The sequence below is a fragment of the Paraburkholderia sp. A1BS-2L genome (genome assembly GCF_051125205.1).
Classification (GTDB): Bacteria; Pseudomonadota; Gammaproteobacteria; order Burkholderiales; family Burkholderiaceae; genus Paraburkholderia.
Genome location: NZ_CP120431.1, coordinates 845794 through 869749 on the forward strand (window position 1 = coordinate 845794; position 23956 = coordinate 869749).

A 23956-nucleotide genomic window follows, 5' to 3' on the forward strand; every position below is an offset into this window, starting at 1 on the left:
TCCTTGCTGTGTTGCGCCATGACGCCATGAGCGCCGGTCACGGCGCCGTTCGCGAACCGGCCACACCAGGTTCGCGCGCTCGTTCTCTCGCGTGTTCACGCGCCTGAAGCCGCGCGTGCTCCGCGCGGCTGCGCAGCCCTTCGATCACGCTCCGGTAGTCCGGCGCGCCGAACACCGCGGAGCCGGCAACGAGCGTATCCGCGCCCGCCGCCGCCACCTGCGCCACGTTATCGAGCTTGATGCCGCCATCGACCTCGAGGCGCGGCCGGCGACCGGTCTGCGCCGCCGCATGGTCGATGAGCGTGGCCACCGCGCGAATCTTTCCGAGCACCGGCTCGATGAACTTCTGCCCGCCAAAACCGGGATTCACCGACATCAGCAGCACGAAGTCGAGGTCGCCCAGCACCTCGTCGAGCCACGCGAGCGGCGTGGCCGGATTGAGCGCGAGACCGGCGCGGCATCCGCGCTCCTTGATCAGATGGAGCGTGCGGTGGACGTGATCGCTCGCCTCGGGATGAAAGCTGATCGAGTTCGCGCCGGCCTGAGCGAACTCGCCGACGAGCGCATCGACGGGCCGCACCATCAGATGCACGTCGATCGGCAATGACGTATGCGGGCGCAGCGCTGCGCACACCATGGGGCCGACCGTCAGGTTCGGCACGTAGTGGTTGTCCATCACGTCGAAATGGAGCCAGTCGGCGCCGGCCGCTTCAAGCGCGCGGACCTCTTCGCCGAGCCGCGCGAAATCGGCGGACAGGAGGCTCGGCGCGATGAGCAAGGGATTGAGCGCGTCCATGGCGTCACCCCTTCTTGCTGTAGCGTTCGGCCATCCGTTCGAGCGGTACCGGCTTGATGCGCGAGGCCGCCCCGGCGCAGCCGAATGCCTCGAAACGGGCGGCGCAGATGCCGCGCGCCGCCTTTCTCGCCGCCGCGAACGCCTTGCGCGGATCGAATTCCGCAGGCTGTTCGGCGAACAGCTTGCGCATGGCGCCCGTCATCGCGAGCCGGATGTCGGTGTCGATATTCACCTTGCGCACGCCGCTGCGAATGCCGCGTTGAATTTCCTCCACCGGCACGCCGTAGGTCTCCTTGATGTCGCCGCCGTAGCGCCGGATGATTTCGAGCCATTCCTGCGGCACCGAAGACGAGCCGTGCATCACCAGATGCGTATCGGGAATGCGTTCGTGGATCTGGGCGATGCGGTCGATGGCGAGAATGTCGCCGCTCGGCTTGCGCGTGAACTTGTAGGCGCCGTGCGACGTGCCGATTGCAATCGCCAGCGCATCCACGCCGGTGCGTTCGACGAAGTCGCGCGCCTCGCCGGGGTCGGTGAGCAGCATGTCGTGGGAGAGCTTGCCCTGTGCGCCGACGCCATCTTCCTCGCCGGCCTCGCCGGTCTCGAGCGAGCCCAGACAACCGAGCTCGCCTTCCACCGACACGCCTACCGCATGCGCCATCTCACAGACGGTGCGCGTGACGCGCACGTTGTACTCGTAGCTGGCCGGCGTTTTCATGTCCTCCTCGAGCGAGCCGTCCATCATCACGCTGGAAAAACCGGAGCGGATCGCCATCTGGCACACGGCGGGACTGCCGCCGTGGTCCTGATGCAGCACGAGGGGAATGTCGGGATGCGCTTCGATGGCCGCGAGCACCATGTGGCGCAGATAAGGCTCGCCCGCATACTTGCGCGCGCCGGCGGACGCCTGCAGGATCACCGGGCTTTGCGTGTCCTCGGCGGCCTCCATGATGGCCTGGATCTGCTCGAGATTGTTGACGTTGAACGCCGGTACGCCGTAGCCGTGCTCGGCAGCATGATCGAGCAACTGGCGCAGTGAGATGAGTGCCATGAGAGTCTCCTCTATAAAAACGAATGCGGCCCGAACCGCGAATCAGCCCGCGCGGCGCTGCAAGATGTCGACGGCCGGCAGCACTTTGCCCTCCAGCACTTCGAGAAAGGCGCCGCCGCCCGTGGAGATGTAGCCCACGTCGGCGGCGATGCCGTATTTCGCAATCGCCGCCAGCGTGTCGCCGCCGCCCGCGAGTGAAAACGCGGGCGATGCGGCGATGGCTCGCGCGATCGTTTCGGTGCCGTGGCTGAACGCGTCGAACTCGAACACGCCGACCGGCCCGTTCCAAACGACCGTGCCCGCCCGGGCAAGCCGCTCCGCCAGCATCGCTGCGGTCTGCGGTCCGATGTCGAGAATCAGGTCGTCCGCTTCGATATCCTTAACATCCTTCACGGCGGCCGGCGCCGTTGCACTGAAGGTCTTCGCGCACACGACGTCGACCGGAATCGGCACCGACGCGCCGCGCGCCGCCATCAAGTCCATGATCTCGCGCGCCTCGCCCGCCAGATCCGGCTCGGCGAGCGACTTGCCGATCGGCAGCCCCGCTGCCAGCATGAAGGTGTTCGCAATGCCGCCGCCGACAATCAGCTGATCGACCTTCGTCGCGAGCGACTTGAGGATCGTCAGCTTGGTCGACACCTTCGAGCCCGCGACGATCGCGACCAACGGGCGCGCTGGCGCATCGAGCGCTTTGCCGAGCGCATCGAGTTCGGCGATCAGCAGCGGCCCCGCGCAGGCGACGCCCGCGTGACGGGCAATGCCTTCGGTGGTGGCTTCCGCGCGGTGCGCGGTGCCGAACGCGTCGTTCACGTAGATGTCGCACAGGCGCGCCATTTTCTGCGCGAGCGCATCGTCGTTGGACTTCTCGCCCGAGTTCGCGCGGCAGTTTTCGAGCAGCACGACTTTGCCCGGCGCGACGTCGAAGCCGCCATCGACCCAGTCTTGCACCAGCCCCACCTCGCAGCCGAGCAATTCCGATAGACGCACGGCGACCGGCGCGAGCGAGTCCTGCGGCCTCAGTTCGCCTTCAACCGGACGCCCGAGATGCGATGTCACCATCACCGCCGCGCCGGCTTGCGCGCACATTGCGATGGCCGGCAGGGACGCGCGAATCCGCGTGTCCTCGACCACACGGCCCTGTTCGTCGAGCGGCACGTTCAGGTCCGCGCGGATAAATACGCGCTTGCCGCGCAATGCGCCGCGCGCGGCCAGATCGTCGAGCTCAGGCACCGATGCGTTCATTGCGACGCCTCCATCCAGGCGAGCGTCGTGTCGAGCATGCGGTTGCTGAAGCCCCATTCGTTGTCGTACCAGCTCAACACCTTGACCAGCGTGCCGCCGATCACGCGCGTCTGCGTGGCGTCGAAAATCGACGAACGCGGGTCGTGATTGAAATCGACGGATACCAGCGGCAAGTCGTTGTAGCCGAGAATGCCCTTCAACTCGCCATGCGCGGCATCCCTGACGATCTCGTTGACCTCTTCGACGCTCGTTGCCCGCGCGGCCGTGAAGGTCAGATCGACCACCGACACGTTGATCGTCGGCACGCGTATCGCAAAGCCATCGAGCCGGCCGTTCAACTCCGGAATCACGAGGCCGACGGCGGCAGCGGCGCCCGTTTTGGTGGGGATCATCGAGTGCGTGGCCGAGCGCGCCCGGCGCAGGTCCTCGTGATACACGTCGGTGAGCACCTGATCGTTCGTATACGAATGAATCGTCGTCATGAGGCCGTGCTCGACGCCAAGCGCCGCATGCAGCGGCTTGACGAGCGGCGCGAGACAATTGGTGGTGCACGACGCGTTCGAGACGACCGTGAACGACTGGCGCAGGAGCGCATCGTTGACGCCATAGACGATGGTCGCGTCGACGTCCTTGCCGCCCGGCGCTGAGATCATGACCTTGTGCGCGCCTGCGGCCAGATGTGCGGACGCCTTCTCCTTGCTCGTGAAATGTCCCGTGCACTCGAACACGACGTCGACATCGAGCGCGCGCCACGGCAGTTGCGCGGGATCGCGCACGGACAGCACCTGGATGCGGTCACCGTCGACCACGAGTGCGTCGCCGTCCACCTCGACGGTGCCCGAGAACGGGCCGTGCACAGTGTCGTAACGCGTGAGATGCGCGTTGATGTGCGCGTCGCCGAGATCGTTGATCGCCACGATGCGGATTTCACGCGTGCGCTTCGACTCGTACAGCGCGCGCAACACATTGCGCCCGATGCGGCCATAACCGTTGATCGCCACGTTGACAGGCATGTCGTCTCCTTGATGTTGTGAATGGGCATCGCCCAATGCTGATTCAGTTCTGATTATGTTCGGATTCCAAATGGTTTCATTCCGGCGGCAGCACGTGGTCCGCCATCTCCGCAATGGACGCGAACACGCGGTCCGGATGCGCCTGCGCGATGGGCGCGCCGTGGTTGTAGCCGTAGGGCACGGCCCACGCGGCGACGCCCGCGCGGCGCGCCGACTGCACGTCGGTGCGCGAATCGCCCAGGTGCGCAGCCGCGTCCGTGGACACGTCGAGGCGCTCGACGCAATAGAGGATCGGTGCGGGATGCGGCTTCTTGTCAGGCAGGCTGTCTCCGCCGAGCACGACGTCGAAATACTGCGCAAATCCCGCGCGCTCGATCAGCCGCTGGGCGAAGCGATGGTCCTTGTTCGTGACCACGGCCATGCGCATGCCGGCAGCGCGCAACCGCGCGAGCGCGGCCGGCACGCCCGGATAGGGCATCGCCGTCGTACCCGCCGTGGCGTCGTAATGCGCGTCGAATACGGGCATCATCTCGTCGAGCGAGACCTGTGCTTCCAGACCGTGGCGCGCGAGCACCTGGCGCATCAGCTCCCGCGTGCCGTTGCCGATGTAGCCGATCACGGTGTCGAGCGAAACCGGCGAGAGACCGTGGGCCTCAAGCGCGCGGTTGACCGCAAGCGCAATTTCGGGTGCCGTGTCGAACAATGTGCCGTCGAGATCGAAGGTGATGAGCTGTGTCTTCATGCCAGGCACGCCTCCACGATGCGCTCCACACTCACGCCGAAGTGCGCGTACAGATCCGAAGCGGGCGCCGATTCTCCGAACGACGCGAGGCCGATTACCTTGCCGTCCGGGCCCACATACTTGTGCCAGAAGTCGCCGTGCGCGGCTTCCACCGCCACGCGGCGCACGTCCGCGGGAAGCACCGCTACTCGATATGCGGCGTCCTGCCGGTCGAACACGGAGCTCGACGGCATCGACACCACGCGTACGCGCACGCCCTGCTGCACGAGCCGCCCCTGCGCTTCAACCGCCAACGACACTTCGGATCCCGTAGCAATCAGCACGACTTCCGGTGCGCCATCCACCGAGTCGCTCAGCACATAGCCGCCCTTGCGGATCTGTTCGGTCCGTGCGTCGTTGGATGGCGCCTGCGGCAGGTTCTGACGTGACAGCACGAGCGAGGTCGGCCCGTGCGCGCGCTCGATGGCCATCTGCCACGCAACCGCGGTCTCGACCGAATCGCATGGGCGCCACACATCGAGCCCCGGAATCAGGCGCAGGCTGGCAACGTGCTCGACCGGCTGATGGGTCGGCCCGTCCTCGCCCAGCCCGATCGAATCGTGTGTGAGCACATGGATCACGCGCAGCTTCATCAGCGCGCTCATGCGAATGGCGTTGCGTGCGTAATCGGAGAACACGAGGAACGTGCCGCCGTACGGAATGAAGCCGCCATGCAGCGCCATGCCGTTCATCATTGCCATCATCCCGAACTCGCGCACGCCGTACGAAAGGTAGTTCGCATGCGGATCGGGCGTGCCGCGAGGCACGAACGCGCGGGACGCATTGACGGCAGTGAGATTGGAGCCGGTCAGGTCCGCCGAGCCGCCGAACAGTTCGGGCAATGCAGGCACCAGCACTTCGAGCGCAAGCTGCGACGACTTGCGCGTGGCGCACGGCGCGGTGGCGTCACATGCCGCGCGAATCAGCTTCCCGGATATACGCGGCCAGTCCTCAGGAAGCTCGCCGTTCGTCCGGCGCTCGAACTCCGCCGCCTCGTCCGGATACTCGATGCGATACGCTTCGAACAACGCCCGCCATTCGCGCACACGGGCCGCGCCGCGCTCGACCTCACTCCAGCTCGCGCGGATCGCCTCGGGAATCTCGAACGGCGCGTGATCCCAGCCGAGCGCGCGGCGCGTCGCTGCGATTTCATCGGCGCCGAGCGGCGCGCCATGCACGTCGTGCGTGTCGGCCTTATTCGGGGAACCCCAGCCGATGGTCGTGCGGCAGACGATCAGCGTCGGGCGTGCTTCGTCGGCGTGCGCCTCGCGTATTGCGGCCTCCACGGCCGCCGCGTCGTGGCCGTCGAGCGGCCCCACCACCTGCCAGCCATACGCGCGAAAACGCGCCGCCGTGTCGTCGGTAAACCAGCCGCTTACGTGGCCGTCGATCGAAATGCCGTTGTCGTCGTAGAAGGCGATCAGCTTGCCGAGCCCGAGCGTGCCGGCCAGCGAACACGCCTCATGGCTCACGCCTTCCATCAGGCAGCCGTCGCCCAGAAACACGTAGGTATGGTGATCGACGACGGGAAATCCAGACCGGTTGAAGCGCGCGGCCAGCAACTGCTCCGCGAAGGCCATGCCCACGCTATTCGCAAGCCCCTGGCCGAGCGGTCCCGTCGTCGTCTCGACACCAGGCGTCAAGCCATATTCAGGATGGCCAGGCGTCCTGGAATGCAGTTGCCGGAAGCGTTTCAACTCATCGAGCGGCAGATCATAGCCCGAGAGGTGCAGCGCCGCGTACAGCAGCATCGAACCATGCCCGTTCGAGAGCACGAAGCGGTCGCGATTCGGCCAGGACGGATTGCCCGGGCTGTGCCGCAGATGATCGCGCCACAGCACTTCGGCAATGTCGGCCATGCCCATCGGCATGCCGGGATGCCCCGACCTGGCGACCTCCACAGCGTCGATAGCGAGAAAGCGCAGCGCATTCGCGAGCTGGCGGCGGCTTGGCGGCGCCGCGCTCTCGCGGCCCGCATGACTAGGGTGATTCATAGAGACACCTCTTTCGTGAGCGTGCGTTACAGCAGCGCCTGCCGGCGGTTGCTCATCAGACGCAGGATCATCGGCGTGAAGATCAGCTGGATGGCGAGCCCCATCTTGCCGCCCGGACACACAATCGTGTTTGGCCGCGACATGTACGAGTCGTGCAGCATCGAAAGCAGATACGGAAAATCGATACCCTTCGGGTCCGCGAAGCGGATCACGAGCATGCTTTCGTCGAGCGAAGGAATGTCGCGCGCGATGAACGGATTCGACGTATCGACGACCGGCACGCGCTGCACGTTCACGTGCGTGCGCGAGAACTGCGGGCAGATGTAGCTCACGTAGTCGGGCATGCGTCGCAGGATCGTGTCGACGACCGCTTCCTGCGAATAGCCGCGCAGGTTCTGGTCGCGATGCAGCTTCTGGATCCATTCGAGATTGATCGTGGGCACCACGCCCACGAGCAGATCCGCATGCTGCGCGACGTCAACGCGGTCGGTCACGACCGCGCCGTGCAGCCCTTCGTAGAACAGCAGGTCGGTGCCTTCCTGCAGATCGGCCCACGGTGTGAACGTGCCCGGCGCCTGGCCGTACTCGGCGCCTTCGGCCTCGTCGTGCAGATACTTGCGGCAGCGGCCCGTGCCGTTCTCGCCGTAGGCCGCGAACAGTTGCGCGAGTTCCTCGAACAGGTTCCCGCTCGGCCCGAAGTGGCTGAAGCCGTGCTCGCCGGACGCCTCGGCCTCCTTGAGCTTCTGGCGCATCTGCAGGCGATCGTAGGCATGAAACGAATCGCCTTCGATGATGGCGGCGTTCACACCCTCGCGCCGGAAAATGTGCTGGAACGCACGGGTGATGGTTGTCGTGCCTGCGCCCGACGAACCCGTGATCACCACAATCGGATGTTTGGTCGACATGTCTCCTCCTGATGCTCGATCTCGTTGGCGCGCGCCTCAGTGCGGCGCGCGGAACAGCGAACGCGTATTGAAAAGCGGTGAATCGAAGGGCTCGCCGGCACCTCGGTCGAACTCGCTGTGATAGTGTTCGATGCGCTCGACCTCGCGCAGTGAGCCGAGGATGACCGGCACGCGCTGATGCAGCGCATCGGGCTCGACTTCGAGAATGCGTCCGCGCCCCGTCGATGCACGCCCGCCCGCCTGCTCGACGAGCATCGCCATGGGGTTCGCCTCGTAGAGCAGCCTCAGCCGGCCGGGTTTCGCCGGATCCTTCTTGTCCTTCGGGTACATGAACACGCCGCCGCGCATGAGGATGCGGTGCACCTCGGCCACCAGCGACGCAATCCAGCGCATGTTGAAGTCCGTCTGGCGCGGACCGGCCTTGCCTTCGAGGCATTCGTCGACATAGCGCTGCACGGGCGGTTCCCAATAGCGCATGTTCGACGCGTTGATGGCGAACTCGCGCGTTTCCTCGCAGATCCGCATATCCGGGTGCGTGAGGATATACGCGCCGATTTCCGGATCGAGCGTGAAGCCGTGCACGCCACGGCCGAGCGTCAGCACGATCATGTCGGCGGGCCCGAACAGCGCATAGCCCGCGCAGACCTGCGCCGTGCCCGGCTGCAGAAAGTCCTCCACCGTCGGCTCGGTCACGCCGGGAGGCGCCATGAGCACCGAGAAGATGGTGCCGACGGTCACGTTGACGTCGATGTTCGACGAGCCGTCGAGCGGGTCGAACAGCAACAGATAGCGCCCGCGCGGATACCCCGAAGGAATCTCGTAGGCGTGCTCGAGCTCCTCGGAGACCATGCCCGCGAGCTGGCCGCCCCACTCGCAGCACGAGAGCATGATCTCGTTGGAAATCACGTCGAGCTTCTGCTGCGTCTCGCCCTGCACGTTCTTCATGCCCGCCGCGCCTATCGCGCCATCGAGCGCGCCGCGAGCGACGCGCGCGCCGATATACTTGCAGGCGGTCTGGATATCGTTGACGAGCGCGGCAAGCTGCTCGTCCCGCGCCGGATGACGGCGGTGCTCCTCGATGATGAACTTCGAGAGCGTCGTTCGGCCATGTTGCATGGACGTCTCCTTTATCGATCTGTCTTTTATGCGTTGTCGCCGAACACGCGGCTCGCGCGAATGTCGGCAGCCACGAGGGTTTCGAGTGCTTCCCGCGTCACGGGCGCATGCGACGAGAACACGCGACTGGCCTGGCGCAGCCGCGCACGGTCGAGCGCATTGCGGATCGAGCGCGCATTCGCGAAGTTGGGCTGCGCCTTGCGCCGCGCAATGTAGTCGTGGAACGCGGCCTTCGCCTCGTCGTCGAGCCGGTAGTGCATGTCGTGCAGCATCCGTTCCGCAATCTCGAAGAGCTCCGTGTCGGTGTAGTCGGGAAAATCGATGTGATGCGCAATGCGCGACTTGAAACCTGGATTGCTCTGGAAAAACGTATCCATGCGCTCCTTGTAGCCGGCGAGGATCACAACGAGGTCGTCGCGCTGGTTCTCCATGATCTGCAGCAGGATCTCGATCGCCTCCTGGCCGTAGTCGCGCTCGTTCTCGGGGCGATACAGGTAGTACGCCTCGTCGATGAAGAGCACGCCGCCCATCGCGCGCTTGAGCACCTCCTTCGTCTTGGGCGCGGTGTGGCCGATGTACTGGCCCACCAGGTCGTCGCGGGTCACGGCCACCACGTGGCCTTTCCTCACGTAGCCGAGGCGATGCAGGATCTCGGCCATGCGCATCGCGACCGTGGTCTTGCCCGTGCCCGGGTTGCCGGTGAAGCACATATGCAGCGACGGCGCAGCGGTCGCCATGCCGAGCTCCTTGCGCGCGCGCTCGACCACGAGAAACGCGGCAATCTCGGCGATGCGGGTCTTAACTGGCTTCAATCCGATCAGCTCGCGATCGAGGCGCTCGAGCACATCGTGAATCTGTGCGTCGCGCACGATGGCCTGCAGATCGATGGCGGTTTCAGTGCTCATGGCGTCCAGTCCCGTCAATAGTGAGGATTGCCTGGCGCGCGGCTTGCGCCGCGCGCCGCTCGGGGTATCGACATCAAGCCGTTTGGCGTACGCGCATCACGCGTAGCGCTCGCCCGACGGCTTGTCGTCCGCGTAGGGGTGCAGGCTGTAGTGGAGCTTGCGCGCCGCGCCGTCGTCGCGTCCGAGGCGGAAGCCCGGCTCGTTCGCCGGCCGCGCGACGATGAACGACAGGCGTGTCGTCTCGAAGCCGAAGGTGGAATCGAACGCGTTCACCTTCACGTAATGGCTCGGCTTAGCCTTGCGGCACGCATCGACTTCGAGCATCACGCCGGCGGCGTCCCTGAGATCGAACATCGGCAGGCCCCACATTTCCCAATACGCGTTGCGCGGGTGCGGATCGTCGGTGAATTCCACGGAGCAGGCCCAGCCCTCGCGCAGCGCGTAGTCGATCTGTGCGCGGATCTCGTTGTCGGTGAGATCCGGCAGGAAAGAAAAAGTCCCTTGTGTGAGTCGCATATCGTTCTCCTATCCTTGTGGCGTGCGTTACGAGGCCGTTGCCGTGGTCACGAAGTCCGGCGTGTCAGTGGACGCGTAGTTGAAGGTCACGTCGCGCCAGGTGTCGAGCGCCTGCTTGAGCGGCGTGCACCAGCGCGCAGCCTCTTCGAGAATCTGTGGCCCCTCGGCCGCGATATCGCGCCCTTCGTTGCGTGCCTTCGTCATCGTTTCAAGCGCGACGCGATTCGCGGTCGCGCCGGCCTGAATGCCCATCGGGTGGCCGATCGTGCCGCCGCCGAACTGCAGCACGACGTCGTCGCCGAACAGCGTGAGCAATTGATGCATCTGCCCCGCGTGGATGCCGCCCGAGGCGACCGGCAAGACCTTCTTCAGCGCCGCCCAGTCCTGCTCGAAGAACAGGCCGCGCTGCAGATCGACTTGGTTGCGCTCGTCGCGGCAGACGTTGTAAAAGCCCTGCACGGTGAGCGGATCGCCTTCGAGCTTGCCTACCGCCGTGCCCGTGTGCAGGTGGTCGACGCCCGCGAGCCGCAGCCATTTCGCGATCACGCGGAACGACACGCCGTGGGACTTCTGCCGCGTATAGGTGCTGTGGCCCGCGCGGTGCATATGCAGAATCATGTCGTTCTTGCGCGCCCAGTTCGAGATCGACTGGATCGCGGTCCAGCCGATCACGAGGTCAACCATCACGATGCACGAACCCAGCTCCTTGGCGAATTCGCCGCGCTCGTACATGTCCTCCATCGTCGCGGCGGTAATGTTCATGTAATGCCCCTTGATCTCGCCGCTCATCGCCTCCGCGCGCTTGACCGCTTCCGTGCAGTACAGAAACCGGTCGCGCCAATGCATGAAAGGCTGCGAGTTGATGTTCTCGTCGTCCTTCGTGAAGTCGAGACCGCCGGCGAGCCCCTCGTAGACGACGCGCCCGTAGTTCTTGCCGGAGAGGCCGAGCTTGGGCTTCATGGTCGCGCCGAGCAGTGCGCGGCCGAACTTGTCGAGCCGCTCGCGCTCCACGACGATGCCGGTCGGCGGCCCCTTGAAGGTCTTCACATAGGCGACCGGAATGCGCATGTCTTCCAGGCGCAATGCCTTCAGGGGCTTGAAGCCGAACACATTGCCGATGATCGACGCGGTGAGGTTCGCGATCGATCCTTCCTCGAACAGCTCGAGCTCGTAGGCGATATAGGCGAAGTACTGCTGCTCGGTAGACGTGCCGGGGCCCGTGTTGGGCACCGGGTCGACGCGGTACGCCTTCGCGCGATACTTGTCGCAGGCGGTGAGCCGGTCGGTCCACACCACGGTCCATGTCGCGGTGGACGATTCGCCCGCGACGGCAGCAGCCGCCTCGTCCGGGTCCACACCCTCCTGAGGCGTGATGCGGAACAGGGCGATCACGTCCGTATCCTTGGGTTCATAATCCGGCTGCCAGTACCCCATCTGCTTGTACTTGAGCACGCCGGCCGCATAACGTTGCTTGGCGTCCGTAATCACACCGCTTTCCACAGGCTTGGTCATCGTCTCGCTCCTTGGTGGCTGACCTCATGGACACCAAGGTTATGCGGCGGGATAATTCATGTACATTCACGAATTTCTTTTCGTCGATTAAGGATTTCTTAATGAGAGGCGTGACGCTCCGGCAGATCCGTGTCTTCGTCGCAGTGGCACGCCATCTGAACTTCTCGCGCGCAGCCGAAATGCTGAGCCTCACGCCGCCCGCGGTCACGATGCAGATCCGCGAGCTCGAAGCGCAGATCGGCTTGCCGCTCTTCGACCGTGAAGGCAGGAATGTCTCGCTCACCATCACGGGCGAATATTTCCTCGTCTATGCGCGCAAGATCCTGGCGACGCTGAAAGACGCCGAGGACATGGTGGCCCGCTTCAAGAAGGTCCAGACCGGGCGGCTCGTGATCGGAATGGTCAGTACCGCGCAGTATTTCGTGCCGCCACTGCTCGGACGCTTTTGCAAGGACCACCCGGGCGTCGAGGTGAGCCTAACCGTTGGCAATCGTCAGACGCTGGTGGAGCAATTGCAGCGCAACGAAGTGGATCTGGCCGTGATGGGACGCCCTTCCAGGGAGCTTGCCACGCGCGCGGAGCCGTTCGCGGCCCACCCGCTCGTGTTCGTCGCGGCGCCGGACCATCCGCTGGCGCGGCTCGGCCACGTGCCGTTCCAGGCGCTTGAGGGCTATGACTTCATCGTGCGCGAGCCCGGCTCCGGCACCCGCGCGGTGCTGGAGGCCTACTTCGAGAAGCACGGCCTGACGCCGCACATCACCATGGAAATGTCGGGTAACGAAACGATCAAGCAGGCCGTGATGGCCAATATGGGCGTCAGCCTCCTGTCCCTTCACACGCTGGGGCTCGAACTGAGCAGCGGACGCCTGGTCGTAGTCGACGTCGAAGACACACCGGTATTGCGCCGGTGGTATATGGTAAACCTGCTGTCGAAGATATTGTCGCCGCCCGCCGAGGCGTTTCGCTATTTCATGCTCGAGCACGCGGAAAATTATCTGTCGCAAGAATTCGGACAGACATGAAAAGCGTGGGCGTAGCCGATATTTAGAATCGGATTTGAATCGACTACGTCGCCGATACTTGTAATCGGATTTGAAACGACGAAACCGCCGTTGCCCGGGACCGGCGCAACGGCGTACATTCGTTCGGATAACTCAGGTACCGGCGCCTTCCGACGCCGGTGTGGCCGCATTCGAGGCGTGGCCGATGCCGCCTTCCTGCAGCCAGTAGCCGAGGCCCATGAAAACCGCTCCGCCGGCGATATTCCCCGCTGTCACGAAAACTTCGTTGTGGATCGCTCCGGCGAGCGTGATCGACGCGGGGTGATCGGCCATCAGCGCCAGCGCGAAGGCAAACATGTTGGCCACGCTGTGCTCGAAGCCGCAGGCCACGAATGCGAAGATGGGCCAGAAGATGAGTCCGAGCTTTGCCGCATCGTTCTTCGTGCGAGCGGCCATCCAGATCGCGAGGCACACCAGCCAGTTGCAAAGCAGGCCCTTGGAGAAGAGCACGAGGCCCGGGGCCGCCATCTTTGCCTCCACGGCCTTGAAGAATACCGCTGAGCCATCGGTCAACAGCACGCCGCCGCCGCCCGCAAGCAAGATGGCCGAGAGCACAATGGCGCCACACAGGTTGCCTGTCCACGACGCTATCCATACCAGCAGCAGGCCGCCCACTCCGGTCTCCCCGCGCAACAGGGCCAGCGGCATATACATGGCCGTTCCCGTGAACAGATCGGAGCCGGCGAACACAACTATGGTGAGCGCGCAGGCGAACACCGCGCCCATCACGAGATGCACGAAAGCCGGATCGACGTGCGCACCCACCGTAAACATCAGAATGTCACCGAAGCCGATATAGGCGCCTGCCATCGCAGCACCAATCAGAAACGCCAGAGGCGCATGCAGCGCCGTCGACGCACGGTTGGCGCCTCTTTTCGCAAACAGGTCGATACTTTCCGCGTACATTGCTGCTCCCAATAAGGATCGGTCTCCGCCGCCGGAGACGGGCCGGGTCATGCACCGCATGGCCCGATATTCACCCCCCCTCTTTCTCTTGCCTGCCATCGATTTATGGAGTGCAAGGTTAGGTGGCACAGCAATCCCTGTACATTCAGCTTTTTATTGCCTGAACTTAAGAAGTTCTGAATCGACCGCAACCCGGTGCGTTACGTTGCTCGCCGTCTGGATTGCCTTCGCAACCGTGCGCTGTCTCGCCAGTTTTTAAAAAATCGACCTGCTATTTTCCGATACTTCAAATCGCCTGAGCAAAGCCGGCAATTCAAAGCCCGTTCGGTTCGATGCGATTGATCGGCCGCGCACGACGGTGCCATAATCCCTCTACGGATGACGAACCAACGGGAGCCGAAAGTGACACGTGAACATAAGGACCGGCGGCACCCGCTTCTGCGCGACCTGAAGTGGACGGTCATTCTCTGGTGCGTTGGATTCGGCGCAACCGCTTTACTTACGCTACCGTTTCACTTTCTCGTGATGGCCATGATGAAGAAGTAAAGGCGCGTGCTTACGCCTGGCGCGCGCACGATGCTGCAAGCTTTCCGACCGTGATGACCGCCTGCTCGATTTCCGGCGACCATGGCGTGCTGTAATTGAGCCGGATGAAGTTGCGATAGTTGTTCGACACGGAAAACATATAACCCGGTCCGATCGTGATGCCGCGCGCCAGAGCGAGCTGGTAGAGGTTCATTGAATCCACTTGCGCCGGCAACTCGATCCATAGCACGTACCCGCCCATCGGCGTCGACGTGCGCGTGTCCGCCGGAAAAAAGCGCGTGACCATCGACTTCATCAGATTGGCCTGCTGCGCGTAGTTCTTGCGGATACGCCGCAAATGATGCTCGTAGCCGTCGCGCTCGAGGTATTCGGCAATGGCCAGTTGAGGAATCACCGAAGTCGTCAGGGTATTCAGAAACTTCAGCTTTTCGACCTCGTCGCGATAGCGGCCCGGCAAAGCCCAGCCGATGCGATACGCCGCTGTCAAACTTTTCGAAAATGACCCGCAGTGCAGCACGGTGCCTTTCTTGTCATAGGATTTGAGCGTAGTGGGATGCGAGTCGCCGAAATACAGCTCGTTGTAAACGCCGTTTTCGATCACCGGAATGCCCGCCTTGGCGAGCAGATCGACGAGTGCGCGCTTGCGCTCGTCAGGCATCTGAAACCCGAGCGGATTCTGAAAATTCGGCATCACCATGCAAGCAGCAATCGGCCCCGCTTCAATGATTTTCGTCAGCGCCTCGATTTCGATGCCGTACTCGGGGTGCGTCGCCACCTCGATCGCCTTCATGCCCGATCGCTCGATGGCGTGCAGCATGGCGTAGAACGTGGGCGACTCCACGGCGATCACGTCGCCCGGCTTGGCGACCGCCTGCAGACACAGATTGATCGCCTCCGTCGCGCCGACCGTCACGATGATCTCGTTGGGGTCCACGGCCATGCCGTTCTCGAGGTAGCGTCGGGCGATCTGGCGAACCAGTTCCGGTGTGCCCGGCGGCAGCGCGTTGGTGACGCCCCAGAGTGACTTCCTGCGTCCCGCTGCCGACGCATAGCGATTGAGCTTTTCGTAGGGAAAAAGCTGCGGATCCGGATACGGCGAACCGAGCGGCACGGCGTCGTCGGTGCCAATGGAACGCAAGGTGGACAGCACGAGGCGGCTCACGTCCACCGTGGCCGACACCGCGATCGGCCGGCTCGTGCGCAGTTCGTCCGAATGCACGTCCGCTGCGCCCATGCGCGCGCTCACGAAATAGCCGGACTGCGGGCGGCTCTCGAGCACCCCCCGGCTTTCCAGCAGCAAGTACGCCCGAATCACGGTGGTGATGCTGATGCGGTGCTGCTGGCTCGCCTGGCGCACCGAAGGCACGCGGTCGCCTGGCCCATAAACGCCTTTGCGAATCAGCGTTTCGATATCGTCCGCGAGCTTTTCGTAAAGTTTCACTGCGATCTCCCCAGTGGTCGCTTGCAGCACAGTTCGTGCAGTGTACTGTGCCGGGCGAAACTGTACTCAAGGTTGCAGATGAATTCTGTATGTCATGGATGCCGCTTTTAGCGCCTATGCTTGTGCATAGATGTTTCGCGACCGATAACCGATAACTAATATCGGATCGGCAACCGTTCACGCCAGCACGCCGCCTCCCTAGAATGAGCTGGACAATGTTCACCTTAACTCAATTCACGCTACAGATTCTCAGACCTGTGAGGTCCCGATGCAGCGTGGCTCCGGCCTTGCGCCGCATGCATAGAAAACACAATGGAGTTTCCCATGACGAAACTACGTGATGTGCCCGGCGTCCATCCCTACACCGGTCCCGCAGGCGGATGGGGCGCACTCAAAGCAACCGCGCAGGCGATTCACGATCAAATGGAAAGCATCGCGGCGCCTATTACGCTGATGCGGACCAATCAACCCGACGGCTTCGATTGCCCTGGTTGCGCGTGGCCCGACAAAGAGCATCGCTCCACCTTTCAGTTCTGCGAAAACGGCGCGAAGGCCGTGACCTGGGAAGCCACAACGAAGCGCGTGACGCCGGAATTCTTCGCTGCGAACACCGTTGCCTCGCTGCTGCAAAAGACCGACTATGAGCTCGAAGACATGGGCCGGCTCACCCACCCGCTGGTCTACGACCGCGCAAGCGACACGTTTCGCGCCGTCGACTGGGAAGACGCGTTCGCACGCATCGGCGAAATCCTGCGCTCGCTCCCGCCGGATCAGGTCGAGTTCTACACGTCGGGGCGCGCGTCCAACGAGGCCGCGTTTCTGTACCAACTCTTCGTGCGCGAGTACGGCACCAACAATTTCCCCGATTGCTCGAACATGTGTCACGAGCCAACCAGCGTTGGCCTGCCGCGATCGATCGGCATCGGCAAAGGCACCGTCTCGCTCGAAGATTTCGATTCGACCGAACTCATCATTTCGATCGGCCACAACCCGGGCACCAACCATCCGCGCATGATGGGCACCTTGCACGAAGCATCGCGGCGCAACGTGCCCATCATCGTCTTCAATCCCCTGCGCGAGCGCGCGCTCGAACGCTTTGCCGACCCGCAGAGCATGATCGAAATGGCCACGTTCGGCTCGACCCGCATCGCATCCACCTACTTCCAGCTGGACGCGGGCGGCGACGCGGCTGCGCTCAAGGGCATCATGAAGGTGTTGCTGCAAATGGAGGCCGAGCAGGGCGGCGTAATCGACCAGGCGTTCATCGCGCAGCATACCGAAGGTTTCGACGCGTTCGCCGCAGACCTCGAAGCAACCTCGTGGGAAGACATCGAGAAAGCCAGCGGCCTCACGCGGCCCGACCTCGAGCACGTGGCGATTGCCTATGCGAAGTCGAACGCGACCATCGTCACGTACGGCATGGGCGTCACCCAGCACAACAAAGGCACGGCCAACGTGCGCCTGATCGCCGATCTGCTGTTGCTGCGCGGCAATTTCGGCAAGCCTGGCGCAGGCATTTGTCCGCTGCGCGGCCATTCGAACGTGCAAGGCAATCGCACCGTGGGCATCACCGAGAAGCCATCGAAAGATTTCCTCAAGCTGATCGAGAAGGCCTGCGGATTCACGCCGCCCGACGGACACGGCCACGACGCGGTGCAAGCCATGCAGGCGATGATCGACGGCAACGCCAAGGCGCTGCTCTGCCTCGGCGGCAATTTTGCGGTTGCGCTGCCCGACTCCGAACAGTCGTTTCCCGCGATGGCGGCGCTCGACTTGAGCGTTCATGTCGGCACGAAGCTCAATCGCACGCATCTGCTGGTTGCGAAGGAAACCTACATATTTCCGTGTCTCGGCCGCACGGAGCTCGACATGCAGAGCAGCGGGCGTCAATCCATCACCGTGGAAGATTCGATGTCCATGGTTCACGCGTCGGCGGGAAAACTCACGCCCGCTTCCGACCAGTTGCGCTCGGAGCCCGCTATCGTTGCAGGCATCGCGCGCGCCACGCTGCCCAATACGAAAGTCGCATGGATGGACCTCATCGCCGACTATGACAAGATCCGCGACCTGATCGAGCAGACGGTCCCCGGCTTCGAGGACTTCAACCGGCGCATTCGCGTGCCTGGCGGGTTCCGCTTGCCGCTACCGCCCACCGAGCGCCAGTGGCACACGCCATCGGGCAAGGCCGAGTTCTCCGTCTATGGGGGCGTGAAGGAAGACGCCGACGTGCTGGCCGCGGAGAACGTGCTGCGGTTGATCACGATACGCAGCCACGACCAGTACAACACGACGATCTACGCGATGGACGACCGCTACCGCGGCGTGTTTGGCCGGCGCGACGTGCTCTTCATGAACGGCGACGACATGGCGGCGTATGGCATCGAGCACGGCGATCTCGTCGATATCGAAACGGTCACGCCGGGCCGTACGCTGCGCCTGAAAAACATTACCGCCATCGTGTACAGCATCGCACGCGGTTCAGTCGCCGCCTACTACCCGGAAGCCAACGTGCTGGTTCCGCTCGACTATATCGACAAGGAGAGTGGAACGCCCTCGTACAAGTCCGTGCCCGTGCGCGTGTTGCGCGCGGCAGGGTAGTCTCAGGCAGTTGCGGTGTCCGGCCGGGCACGCCGCCTGGTTGTGTTGTCCCGGCCGGAATGTCTGTGGCGTGTGAATACAGCCGTCACCTGGAGCGCAAAAGAATCATGGACATCTTCGACGCATTTCATCTCGCCAGGCTGCAGTTCGCATTTACGGTCTCGTTTCACATCGTCTTTCCGGCGATCAGCATCGGCATGGCGAGCTTTCTTGCCGTGCTCGAATGGCGCCTTCTGCTCACGGGCGATGCGGCTTACAAGGACATGTACCGCTTCTGGTCGAAGATTTTCGCGGTGGGATTCGGCATGGGCGTGGTCTCGGGCGTCGTGATGGCTTACGAGTTCGGGACCAACTGGAGCGGATTTTCGACCATTGCAGGCAATATCACGGGGCCGCTGCTGACCTATGAAGTCTTGACCGCGTTCTTCCTGGAAGCGGGTTTTCTCGGCGTCATGCTGTTCGGCTGGAATCGCGTGAGCCCGAAAGCCCATTTCTTCGCCACGCTCATGGTCGCGGTCGGCACGCTCATTTCGACCTTCTGGATTCTCTCGTCGAACAGCTTCATGCAAACGCCGCAGGGCTATGCGATTCAGAACGGCCGCATCGTGCCCGTGGACTGGTTCAAGGTGATCTTCAATCCCTCGTTCCCATTCCGTCTCGCGCACATGACCATCGCGGCCTTTATCGTCGCCGCCTTTATCGTGGCTGCTTGCGGCGCCTGGCATTTGCTCCAGGGGCGGCGCGACGTGCCGGTAAAGCGCAGTTTGTCGATGGCGCTGTGGATCCTGCTCTTTCTCGCGCCCATTCAGATTCTGGTTGGCGACGCGCACGGTCTCAACACGCGTGAGTATCAGCCGGCGAAGATCGCCGCCATTGAAGGACTCTGGGAAACCGAGCACGGCGGCACCGCACTCAACCTGATCGGCTTTCCCGACATGAATGCGGAAGTGACGCGCTATGCGATCAAGGTGCCGCATCTCGGCAGCCTGATTCTCACCCACAGCTGGGACGGCGAAATTCGCGGACTCAAAGAGTTTCCGCCCGCGGACCGTCCGTACTCGCCCATCGTGTTCTGGACATTCCGGATCATGGCGGGGCTCGGCATGCTGATGCTATTGACCGCCGTGGTCGGCCTTCTGCTTCGTCGCGGCGGCCGCCTTTACGAAGCACGCTGGTTCCAGTGGTTCGTGTTCTGCATGGGGCCATCGGGCATCCTGGCCCTGCTGGCCGGCTGGATCACGACTGAAGTGGGCAGGCAGCCGTGGACCGTGTATGGCGTCGTGCGCACCGTGGACTCGGTGTCGCCCATCGGCGCGCAACAGGCCGGCGTCTCATTGCTGATCTTCGTGATTGTCTATTTTCTCGTCTTCGGAACAGGCGTCTATTACATGCTCAAGATGATGAAGAAGGGACCGGCTACCGGCATCGAAAGTGTCGAATCGCTCAAGTATCCGGGACTGCACAATCGTGCACTCGACGCTGTGGTGGGGGACTGAGGCCATGCAAATCGATCTTCCTGTGATCTGGGCCGCCATCATCGGACTCGGCGTTTTCATTTATGTGATGCTCGACGGATTCGATCTGGGCATCGGCCTGCTGTTTCCGTTCTTCGAAGGAAAAGCCGAACGCGAGGTGATGCTCAATACGGTCGCGCCGGTTTGGGACGGCAACGAAACCTTCCTCGTGCTCGGTGGCGCGGGCCTTTATGGTGCCTTTCCGGTGGTCTACTCGACGCTGCTGCCCGCCAACTACATGCCGCTGATTCTCATGGTGGTGGGCCTGATCTTTCGCGGCGCGGCCTTCGAGTTGCGCGCGAAAGCCACGCGCACGCAGCATGCGTGGGATCTCGCGTTTATCGGCGGGTCAGCGCTTGCCGCCATGTGCCAGGGCATCACGCTCGGCTCGCTCCTGCAGGGCATCAAGATCGTCGACGACAAGTTCGCGGGCGATCCGTTCGACTGGTTCTCGCCGTTTAGCGTGTTCTGCGGTTTCGGCGTGTTGCTCACCTATGCGACGCTCGGCTGCGGCTGGCTGATCCTGAAGACCGACGGCGAGCTGCAACGCAAGATGCGCGCGGTGATGCGCCCGCTCCTTGCCGTGCTGCTCCTCGCGATTGCCACCGTTAGCCTCTGGACCGTGCTCGGCCTGCCCGCCGTGCGGCAACGCTGGTTCCTCAGCGGCAATCTCGTCTGGTTCCTGCCGGTGCCGATTCTCGTGGTGCTGTGCGCATTGGGCATCTACCGTTCGCTGAACCGGCGCCACGAAGCGATGCCCTTCCTGCTCTCGCTGGCGATCTGCTTTCTCGGCTATACCGGGCTGGTCATCAGCATCTGGCCGTATATCATTCCGCCCTCGCTCACGATCTGGGACGCCTCGTCAAGCCATTCGAGCCAGCTCTTCGCGCTCGTGGGAACGGTCATCGTGCTGCCGGTCATTCTCGTCTATAACGCCATGCAATATCGCGTGTTCCGGGGCAAGGTGCGCGAAGGCGACCACGGCTATCACTGAAGTTCAAGCGCGTGAGAATGAGTAAAAGGCCATCATGATCGTCCGGCCCCGAGAAAACTGGTTCCGTTTGCTGTTCGTCTGGAACGGATCGGTTCTGTCTTCAATCATTCCCCAACTGTGCTTCATGGCCGTGGTGAGTACGCTCGCGGTCTTCACGCACGGGCGCGTATTTGGGGAAAAGATTCCGCTCAACACCGCGCCCTTCACGCTGTTCGGCGTTGCGCTGGCGATCTTCCTCGCGTTTCGAAACAACGCCAGTTATGAGCGCTTCAACGAAGCGCGACATCTCTGGGGCACTTTGCTGATCGCTTCGCGCACGCTGACTTCGCAGATTCTTTGCTACCTTCCGGAACGCGCGGATACCCTGCGCATCGCGCACCAGGTTATCGGCTTCGCTTACGCGATCAAGCACGAGTTGCGCGGCACCGATCCCGCGATGGATCTGGAGCGTCTTCTTGGCCACGAACAGGCCGAGAAGGTGCGCGGCCAGATCTATAGACCGGTGTCCATTCTCAACGAAATACGACACGAGCTCTCGAACCCGAAGCATCGCGTTCAATCATCCGATACGAAGCTATGGATGCTCGACGCACAAATCGGCGAGATGGGCAAAGTGCTGGGCGGGTGCGAGCGGATTGCCTCGACGCCCATCCCGTTCGCGTATAACGTGCTGCTGCATCGCACCGTCTACGCCTATTGCGTTTTGCTGCCGTTCGGGCTGGTCGATTCGACGGAGTTTTTTACGCCGCTGCTATGCGTGTTCATTGCCTATACGCTGATTGCGCTCGAAGCGATTGCAAGTGAAGTGGCCGATCCGTTCAGCGTGGCGCCCAACGCGCTCGCCCTGGACGCCATGTCGCGCAACATCGAGCGCTCCGTTCTCGAACTGTGCGGGTGCCCCGTTCCTGCTCCGGTCGAGCCCGTTCGCCCCTATCAGCTGACCTGAGCGCCAACTGTTATCTCTGTGCTCACGCAGTGCCCATTTCATTAAAACTGTACTCTATTTAATGAGCGCGATTTGTGCGCTCAGCGCATGAGTGATCCCTCTTACGCTTACACCATCGACGCGTCGCCATTCAGGGACGCCAAGCAAGAATTGGAGCTAAACGATGCGAGGGATCTCATGTCAACGCCATTTGCTGAAGGACGCACCGCGAATATCGCCGGCCACGGTAAGGAACGTAATGTGAACTTGCTGGAGGCCATGCGGATTTACGTGAGAGTGGTAGAAAGAGGGAGCATTTCGGGCGCAGCAAGAGATCTGGACATCGGTCAGCCGGCCGTGAGCGAGCGCATCGAGCGGCTCGAAAAATTCCTCGGGTGCCGGTTGCTGCAACGCAACGCACGCGCCTTCAAATGCACGCCCGAAGGCACGATTTTTCACGAGCGCAGCAAGGCTGTTCTAGGCGCCGTGGAGCAAGCCGTGGCCGAGGTTTCGAACGACGAACAAGCCGTGAAAGGCTCGATTCGTATTGCAGCGCCGCACTGTTTCGGGGAAACCCTGCTGCCGGAAGGCATCAAGCGTATCCGCGAAAGCTATCCGCTCATCGACATCGAGCTCGTGCTCAACGACAAGATCGCCGATCTGGTCACCGAGGGCGTGGACATCTCGTTTCGTCTCGGGCAGCTGGCCGATGGTGCGTACATTGCCTGGCCGCTCGGGGACATCGAGCGCGTGCTGGTTGCTTCGCCGGATTATCTGCAGCGGCACGCCGCAATCGACGATCTGACGGAGCTGGCAGGGCACAACCTGATTCGCGTGAAAGGAACTTTCGAGGCGGACCTGCTGCCCGTCTCGCGAGATGGCACGCTCGTCGATAGCGTCCCTATCCGGACGATCGTCAAGACCACGCATTGGCGTCCGATGTATGAAATGGTGTTGTCGGGACTCGGGCTCGGTGTGCTTGACGCGCCGGCCGTCAAGGACGCGCTCGAAGCGGGCCGCCTGGTGCGGGTGCTCCCGCAGTACGAGATGCCTGCGCTTGCGCTGAACCTGCTGATCCAGCCGCAACGGCCCATTTCTTTGCGGGTCCGTAAAGTTGTCGACACGCTCAGGAGTTATATCGCCGGGACCCTGTCCCGATAGCAAACCCGGAACCATGCGATCGCGGTGGATCGCATGGTTCACATCCACGAATCAGTCACAAATCAGTCACATCAACGGGCATTGAGATCGCGCACGATCTGCTCGGCTTCCTGCGAAGATTCCACCCTGAAAAACCAGCGCTCGGCGTGCTCGCGAAGGGCGACCCATGAGCGATCCTCACGAATATTCATTATATGGTGGACGAGTTTGCAGCCTCGCTCCAGACCGTCACGATTGGCCTCCGCCTCCGTCAACCATTCCGGCTGCACGGTGTCCGGGCTACAGGTAGCAAACAAGCGGCCATCGTGTCGAATCTCCACATGCGCGACCCAGCCGCCTCGCTCGTTGTCCCGCGATTGCGCCGTTATCTGAAACCCCTCGTACGTCGTACTTTCGATTCGTGCCATTCGCCGTCTCCATCGTCATTCAGGTTGCGGTCGTGATTTCCCCGCCGCGGACGGCTGTCCGGCCGTGGAGGTTCGAATTTCCAGCACTGCACGATGAATAGCTTCCGTGAGTGCATTGTTGATTTCAATGAGCCTGCGCATTTCGTCCTGCAGTTTCAGGAGCGCCTCGGCGTCCCTGTAAGTTTGCAGCGCCTGCTTATCCGATGCCGCGGCCGCCACCTTTTGACCGACCATGATGACCGAAAGCAGGACAAGCTGTAAAAATGTCTGGGCGAGCCACGCAACGAGCGCTGAAACGCCGCTTTGAATCGCCGACGGCAAGCTTACCAGCGCAATCGCTGCAAACGCGTAGGCACACCACATCGTTCCGACGACATTGGTGATCGCGACGGCAATCTTGCCATTCAGCCCCACGTGCTCGTGCGAAGTGAGATGCGGCCCGGCCTTCTTGCGCTCTCTTCCACGCGCACTCGCTGCGTTGTCAGTTTTCATCATTGCGCCCCAATCGTTACGGTGCATCTGTCTTCATGCCAGGGAAATCGTACCTCCAAACGCACCATGCGAAATTATGG

At 62.7% G+C, this 23956-nt stretch carries 22 protein-coding genes; 7 read left to right on the top strand and 15 right to left on the bottom strand.

The genetic code is table 11. The features are described from left to right. Positions 1–37 precede the first annotated feature (37 nt). The 11 genes from rpe to P5W98_RS33670 form a co-directional block, all read right to left on the bottom strand. On the bottom strand, positions 38–796 hold the full coding sequence (rpe, locus tag P5W98_RS33620; RefSeq protein ID WP_421028726.1) for a ribulose-phosphate 3-epimerase: 759 nt from the start codon (positions 794–796) through the stop codon (positions 38–40). Positions 797–800: 4 nt separating this feature from the next. After that, positions 801–1847 (bottom strand): class II fructose-bisphosphate aldolase, encoded by a 1047-nt coding sequence (fba, locus tag P5W98_RS33625; protein WP_421028727.1) that lies wholly within the window; start codon positions 1845–1847, stop codon positions 801–803. A gap of 42 nt (positions 1848–1889) precedes the next feature. Beyond that, the gene (locus tag P5W98_RS33630) at positions 1890–3089 is read right to left on the bottom strand and encodes a phosphoglycerate kinase (protein ID WP_421028728.1); all 1200 of its coding nucleotides are present in this window, start codon (positions 3087–3089) and stop codon (positions 1890–1892) included. Further along, positions 3086–4102, bottom strand: coding sequence for a type I glyceraldehyde-3-phosphate dehydrogenase (gene gap, locus P5W98_RS33635; protein ID WP_421028729.1), 1017 nt, complete (start codon positions 4100–4102; stop codon positions 3086–3088). The genes P5W98_RS33630 and gap overlap by 4 nt, the downstream gene beginning before the upstream one ends. A 76-nt stretch (positions 4103–4178) precedes the next feature. Next, on the bottom strand, positions 4179–4844 hold the full coding sequence (locus P5W98_RS33640; RefSeq protein WP_421028730.1) for a phosphoglycolate phosphatase: 666 nt from the start codon (positions 4842–4844) through the stop codon (positions 4179–4181). Then, positions 4841–6877, bottom strand: coding sequence for a transketolase (gene tkt / locus P5W98_RS33645; RefSeq protein ID WP_421028731.1), 2037 nt, complete (start codon positions 6875–6877; stop codon positions 4841–4843). Before tkt ends, P5W98_RS33640 begins: the two co-directional genes overlap by 4 nt. Before the next feature lie 26 nt (positions 6878–6903). Next, a complete protein-coding gene (locus P5W98_RS33650) occupies positions 6904–7782 on the bottom strand; it encodes a phosphoribulokinase (RefSeq protein ID WP_421028732.1) in 879 nt (292 codons plus the stop codon). Between the two features lie 36 nt (positions 7783–7818). After that, the gene (locus P5W98_RS33655; RefSeq protein ID WP_421028733.1) at positions 7819–8898 is read right to left on the bottom strand and encodes a class 1 fructose-bisphosphatase; all 1080 of its coding nucleotides are present in this window, start codon (positions 8896–8898) and stop codon (positions 7819–7821) included. Positions 8899–8924: 26 nt separating this feature from the next. Further along, positions 8925–9803, bottom strand: a complete 879-nt coding sequence (gene cbbX / locus P5W98_RS33660) for a CbbX protein (RefSeq protein ID WP_421028734.1) — start codon at positions 9801–9803, stop codon at positions 8925–8927. Between the two features lie 96 nt (positions 9804–9899). Beyond that, positions 9900–10319: a ribulose bisphosphate carboxylase small subunit gene (locus tag P5W98_RS33665; protein ID WP_421028735.1), complete on the bottom strand. Its 420-nt coding sequence runs from the start codon at positions 10317–10319 to the stop codon at positions 9900–9902. Positions 10320–10346: 27 nt separating this feature from the next. Continuing rightward, a complete protein-coding gene (locus P5W98_RS33670) occupies positions 10347–11831 on the bottom strand; it encodes a form I ribulose bisphosphate carboxylase large subunit (protein ID WP_421028736.1) in 1485 nt (494 codons plus the stop codon). Between the two features lie 101 nt (positions 11832–11932). On the opposite strand from P5W98_RS33670, the gene P5W98_RS33675 reads away from it, so the two are divergent. After that, positions 11933–12853 carry a LysR family transcriptional regulator gene (locus tag P5W98_RS33675; RefSeq protein WP_421028801.1) on the top strand — a complete coding sequence of 307 codons (921 nt, stop codon included), beginning with the start codon at positions 11933–11935 and terminating at the stop codon, positions 12851–12853. Between the two features lie 132 nt (positions 12854–12985). Here P5W98_RS33675 and P5W98_RS33680 read toward each other — a convergent pair whose 3' ends face one another. Then, a complete protein-coding gene (locus P5W98_RS33680; RefSeq protein WP_421028737.1) occupies positions 12986–13897 on the bottom strand; it encodes a formate/nitrite transporter family protein in 912 nt (303 codons plus the stop codon). A 303-nt stretch (positions 13898–14200) separates the two neighbouring features. On the opposite strand from P5W98_RS33680, the gene P5W98_RS33685 reads away from it, so the two are divergent. Then, positions 14201–14344 (top strand): hypothetical protein, encoded by a 144-nt coding sequence (locus tag P5W98_RS33685; protein WP_421028738.1) that lies wholly within the window; start codon positions 14201–14203, stop codon positions 14342–14344. Positions 14345–14354: 10 nt separating this feature from the next. Here the strand turns inward: P5W98_RS33685 and P5W98_RS33690 are convergent, their stop codons facing one another. Further along, the gene (locus P5W98_RS33690) at positions 14355–15785 is read right to left on the bottom strand and encodes a PLP-dependent aminotransferase family protein (protein WP_421028739.1); all 1431 of its coding nucleotides are present in this window, start codon (positions 15783–15785) and stop codon (positions 14355–14357) included. Between the two features lie 324 nt (positions 15786–16109). Here P5W98_RS33690 and P5W98_RS33695 point away from each other — a divergent pair, with 324 nt between their 5' ends. The 5 genes from P5W98_RS33695 to P5W98_RS33715 all read left to right on the top strand — a co-directional run bounded on the left by P5W98_RS33695 (position 16110) and on the right by P5W98_RS33715 (position 22977). Beyond that, on the top strand, positions 16110–18383 hold the full coding sequence (locus tag P5W98_RS33695) for an FdhF/YdeP family oxidoreductase (RefSeq protein WP_421028740.1): 2274 nt from the start codon (positions 16110–16112) through the stop codon (positions 18381–18383). A gap of 107 nt (positions 18384–18490) precedes the next feature. Then, positions 18491–19879, top strand: a complete 1389-nt coding sequence (locus P5W98_RS33700) for a cytochrome ubiquinol oxidase subunit I (protein ID WP_421028741.1) — start codon at positions 18491–18493, stop codon at positions 19877–19879. 4 nt (positions 19880–19883) lie between these two features. Then, positions 19884–20891: a cytochrome d ubiquinol oxidase subunit II gene (cydB, locus tag P5W98_RS33705; protein ID WP_421028742.1), complete on the top strand. Its 1008-nt coding sequence runs from the start codon at positions 19884–19886 to the stop codon at positions 20889–20891. A 34-nt stretch (positions 20892–20925) separates the two neighbouring features. After that, positions 20926–21837, top strand: a complete 912-nt coding sequence (locus P5W98_RS33710) for a bestrophin family protein (RefSeq protein WP_421028743.1) — start codon at positions 20926–20928, stop codon at positions 21835–21837. Between the two features lie 240 nt (positions 21838–22077). Then, complete coding sequence (locus P5W98_RS33715) at positions 22078–22977, top strand: LysR family transcriptional regulator (RefSeq protein WP_421028802.1); 900 nt, start codon at positions 22078–22080, stop codon at positions 22975–22977. A 71-nt stretch (positions 22978–23048) separates the two neighbouring features. Here the strand turns inward: P5W98_RS33715 and P5W98_RS33720 are convergent, their stop codons facing one another. Both P5W98_RS33720 and P5W98_RS33725 read right to left on the bottom strand, forming a co-directional pair. Next, the gene (locus P5W98_RS33720) at positions 23049–23384 is read right to left on the bottom strand and encodes a DUF6566 family protein (protein WP_421028744.1); all 336 of its coding nucleotides are present in this window, start codon (positions 23382–23384) and stop codon (positions 23049–23051) included. 15 nt (positions 23385–23399) lie between these two features. Further along, positions 23400–23879, bottom strand: coding sequence for a hypothetical protein (locus tag P5W98_RS33725; RefSeq protein ID WP_421028745.1), 480 nt, complete (start codon positions 23877–23879; stop codon positions 23400–23402). Positions 23880–23956 lie beyond the last annotated feature (77 nt).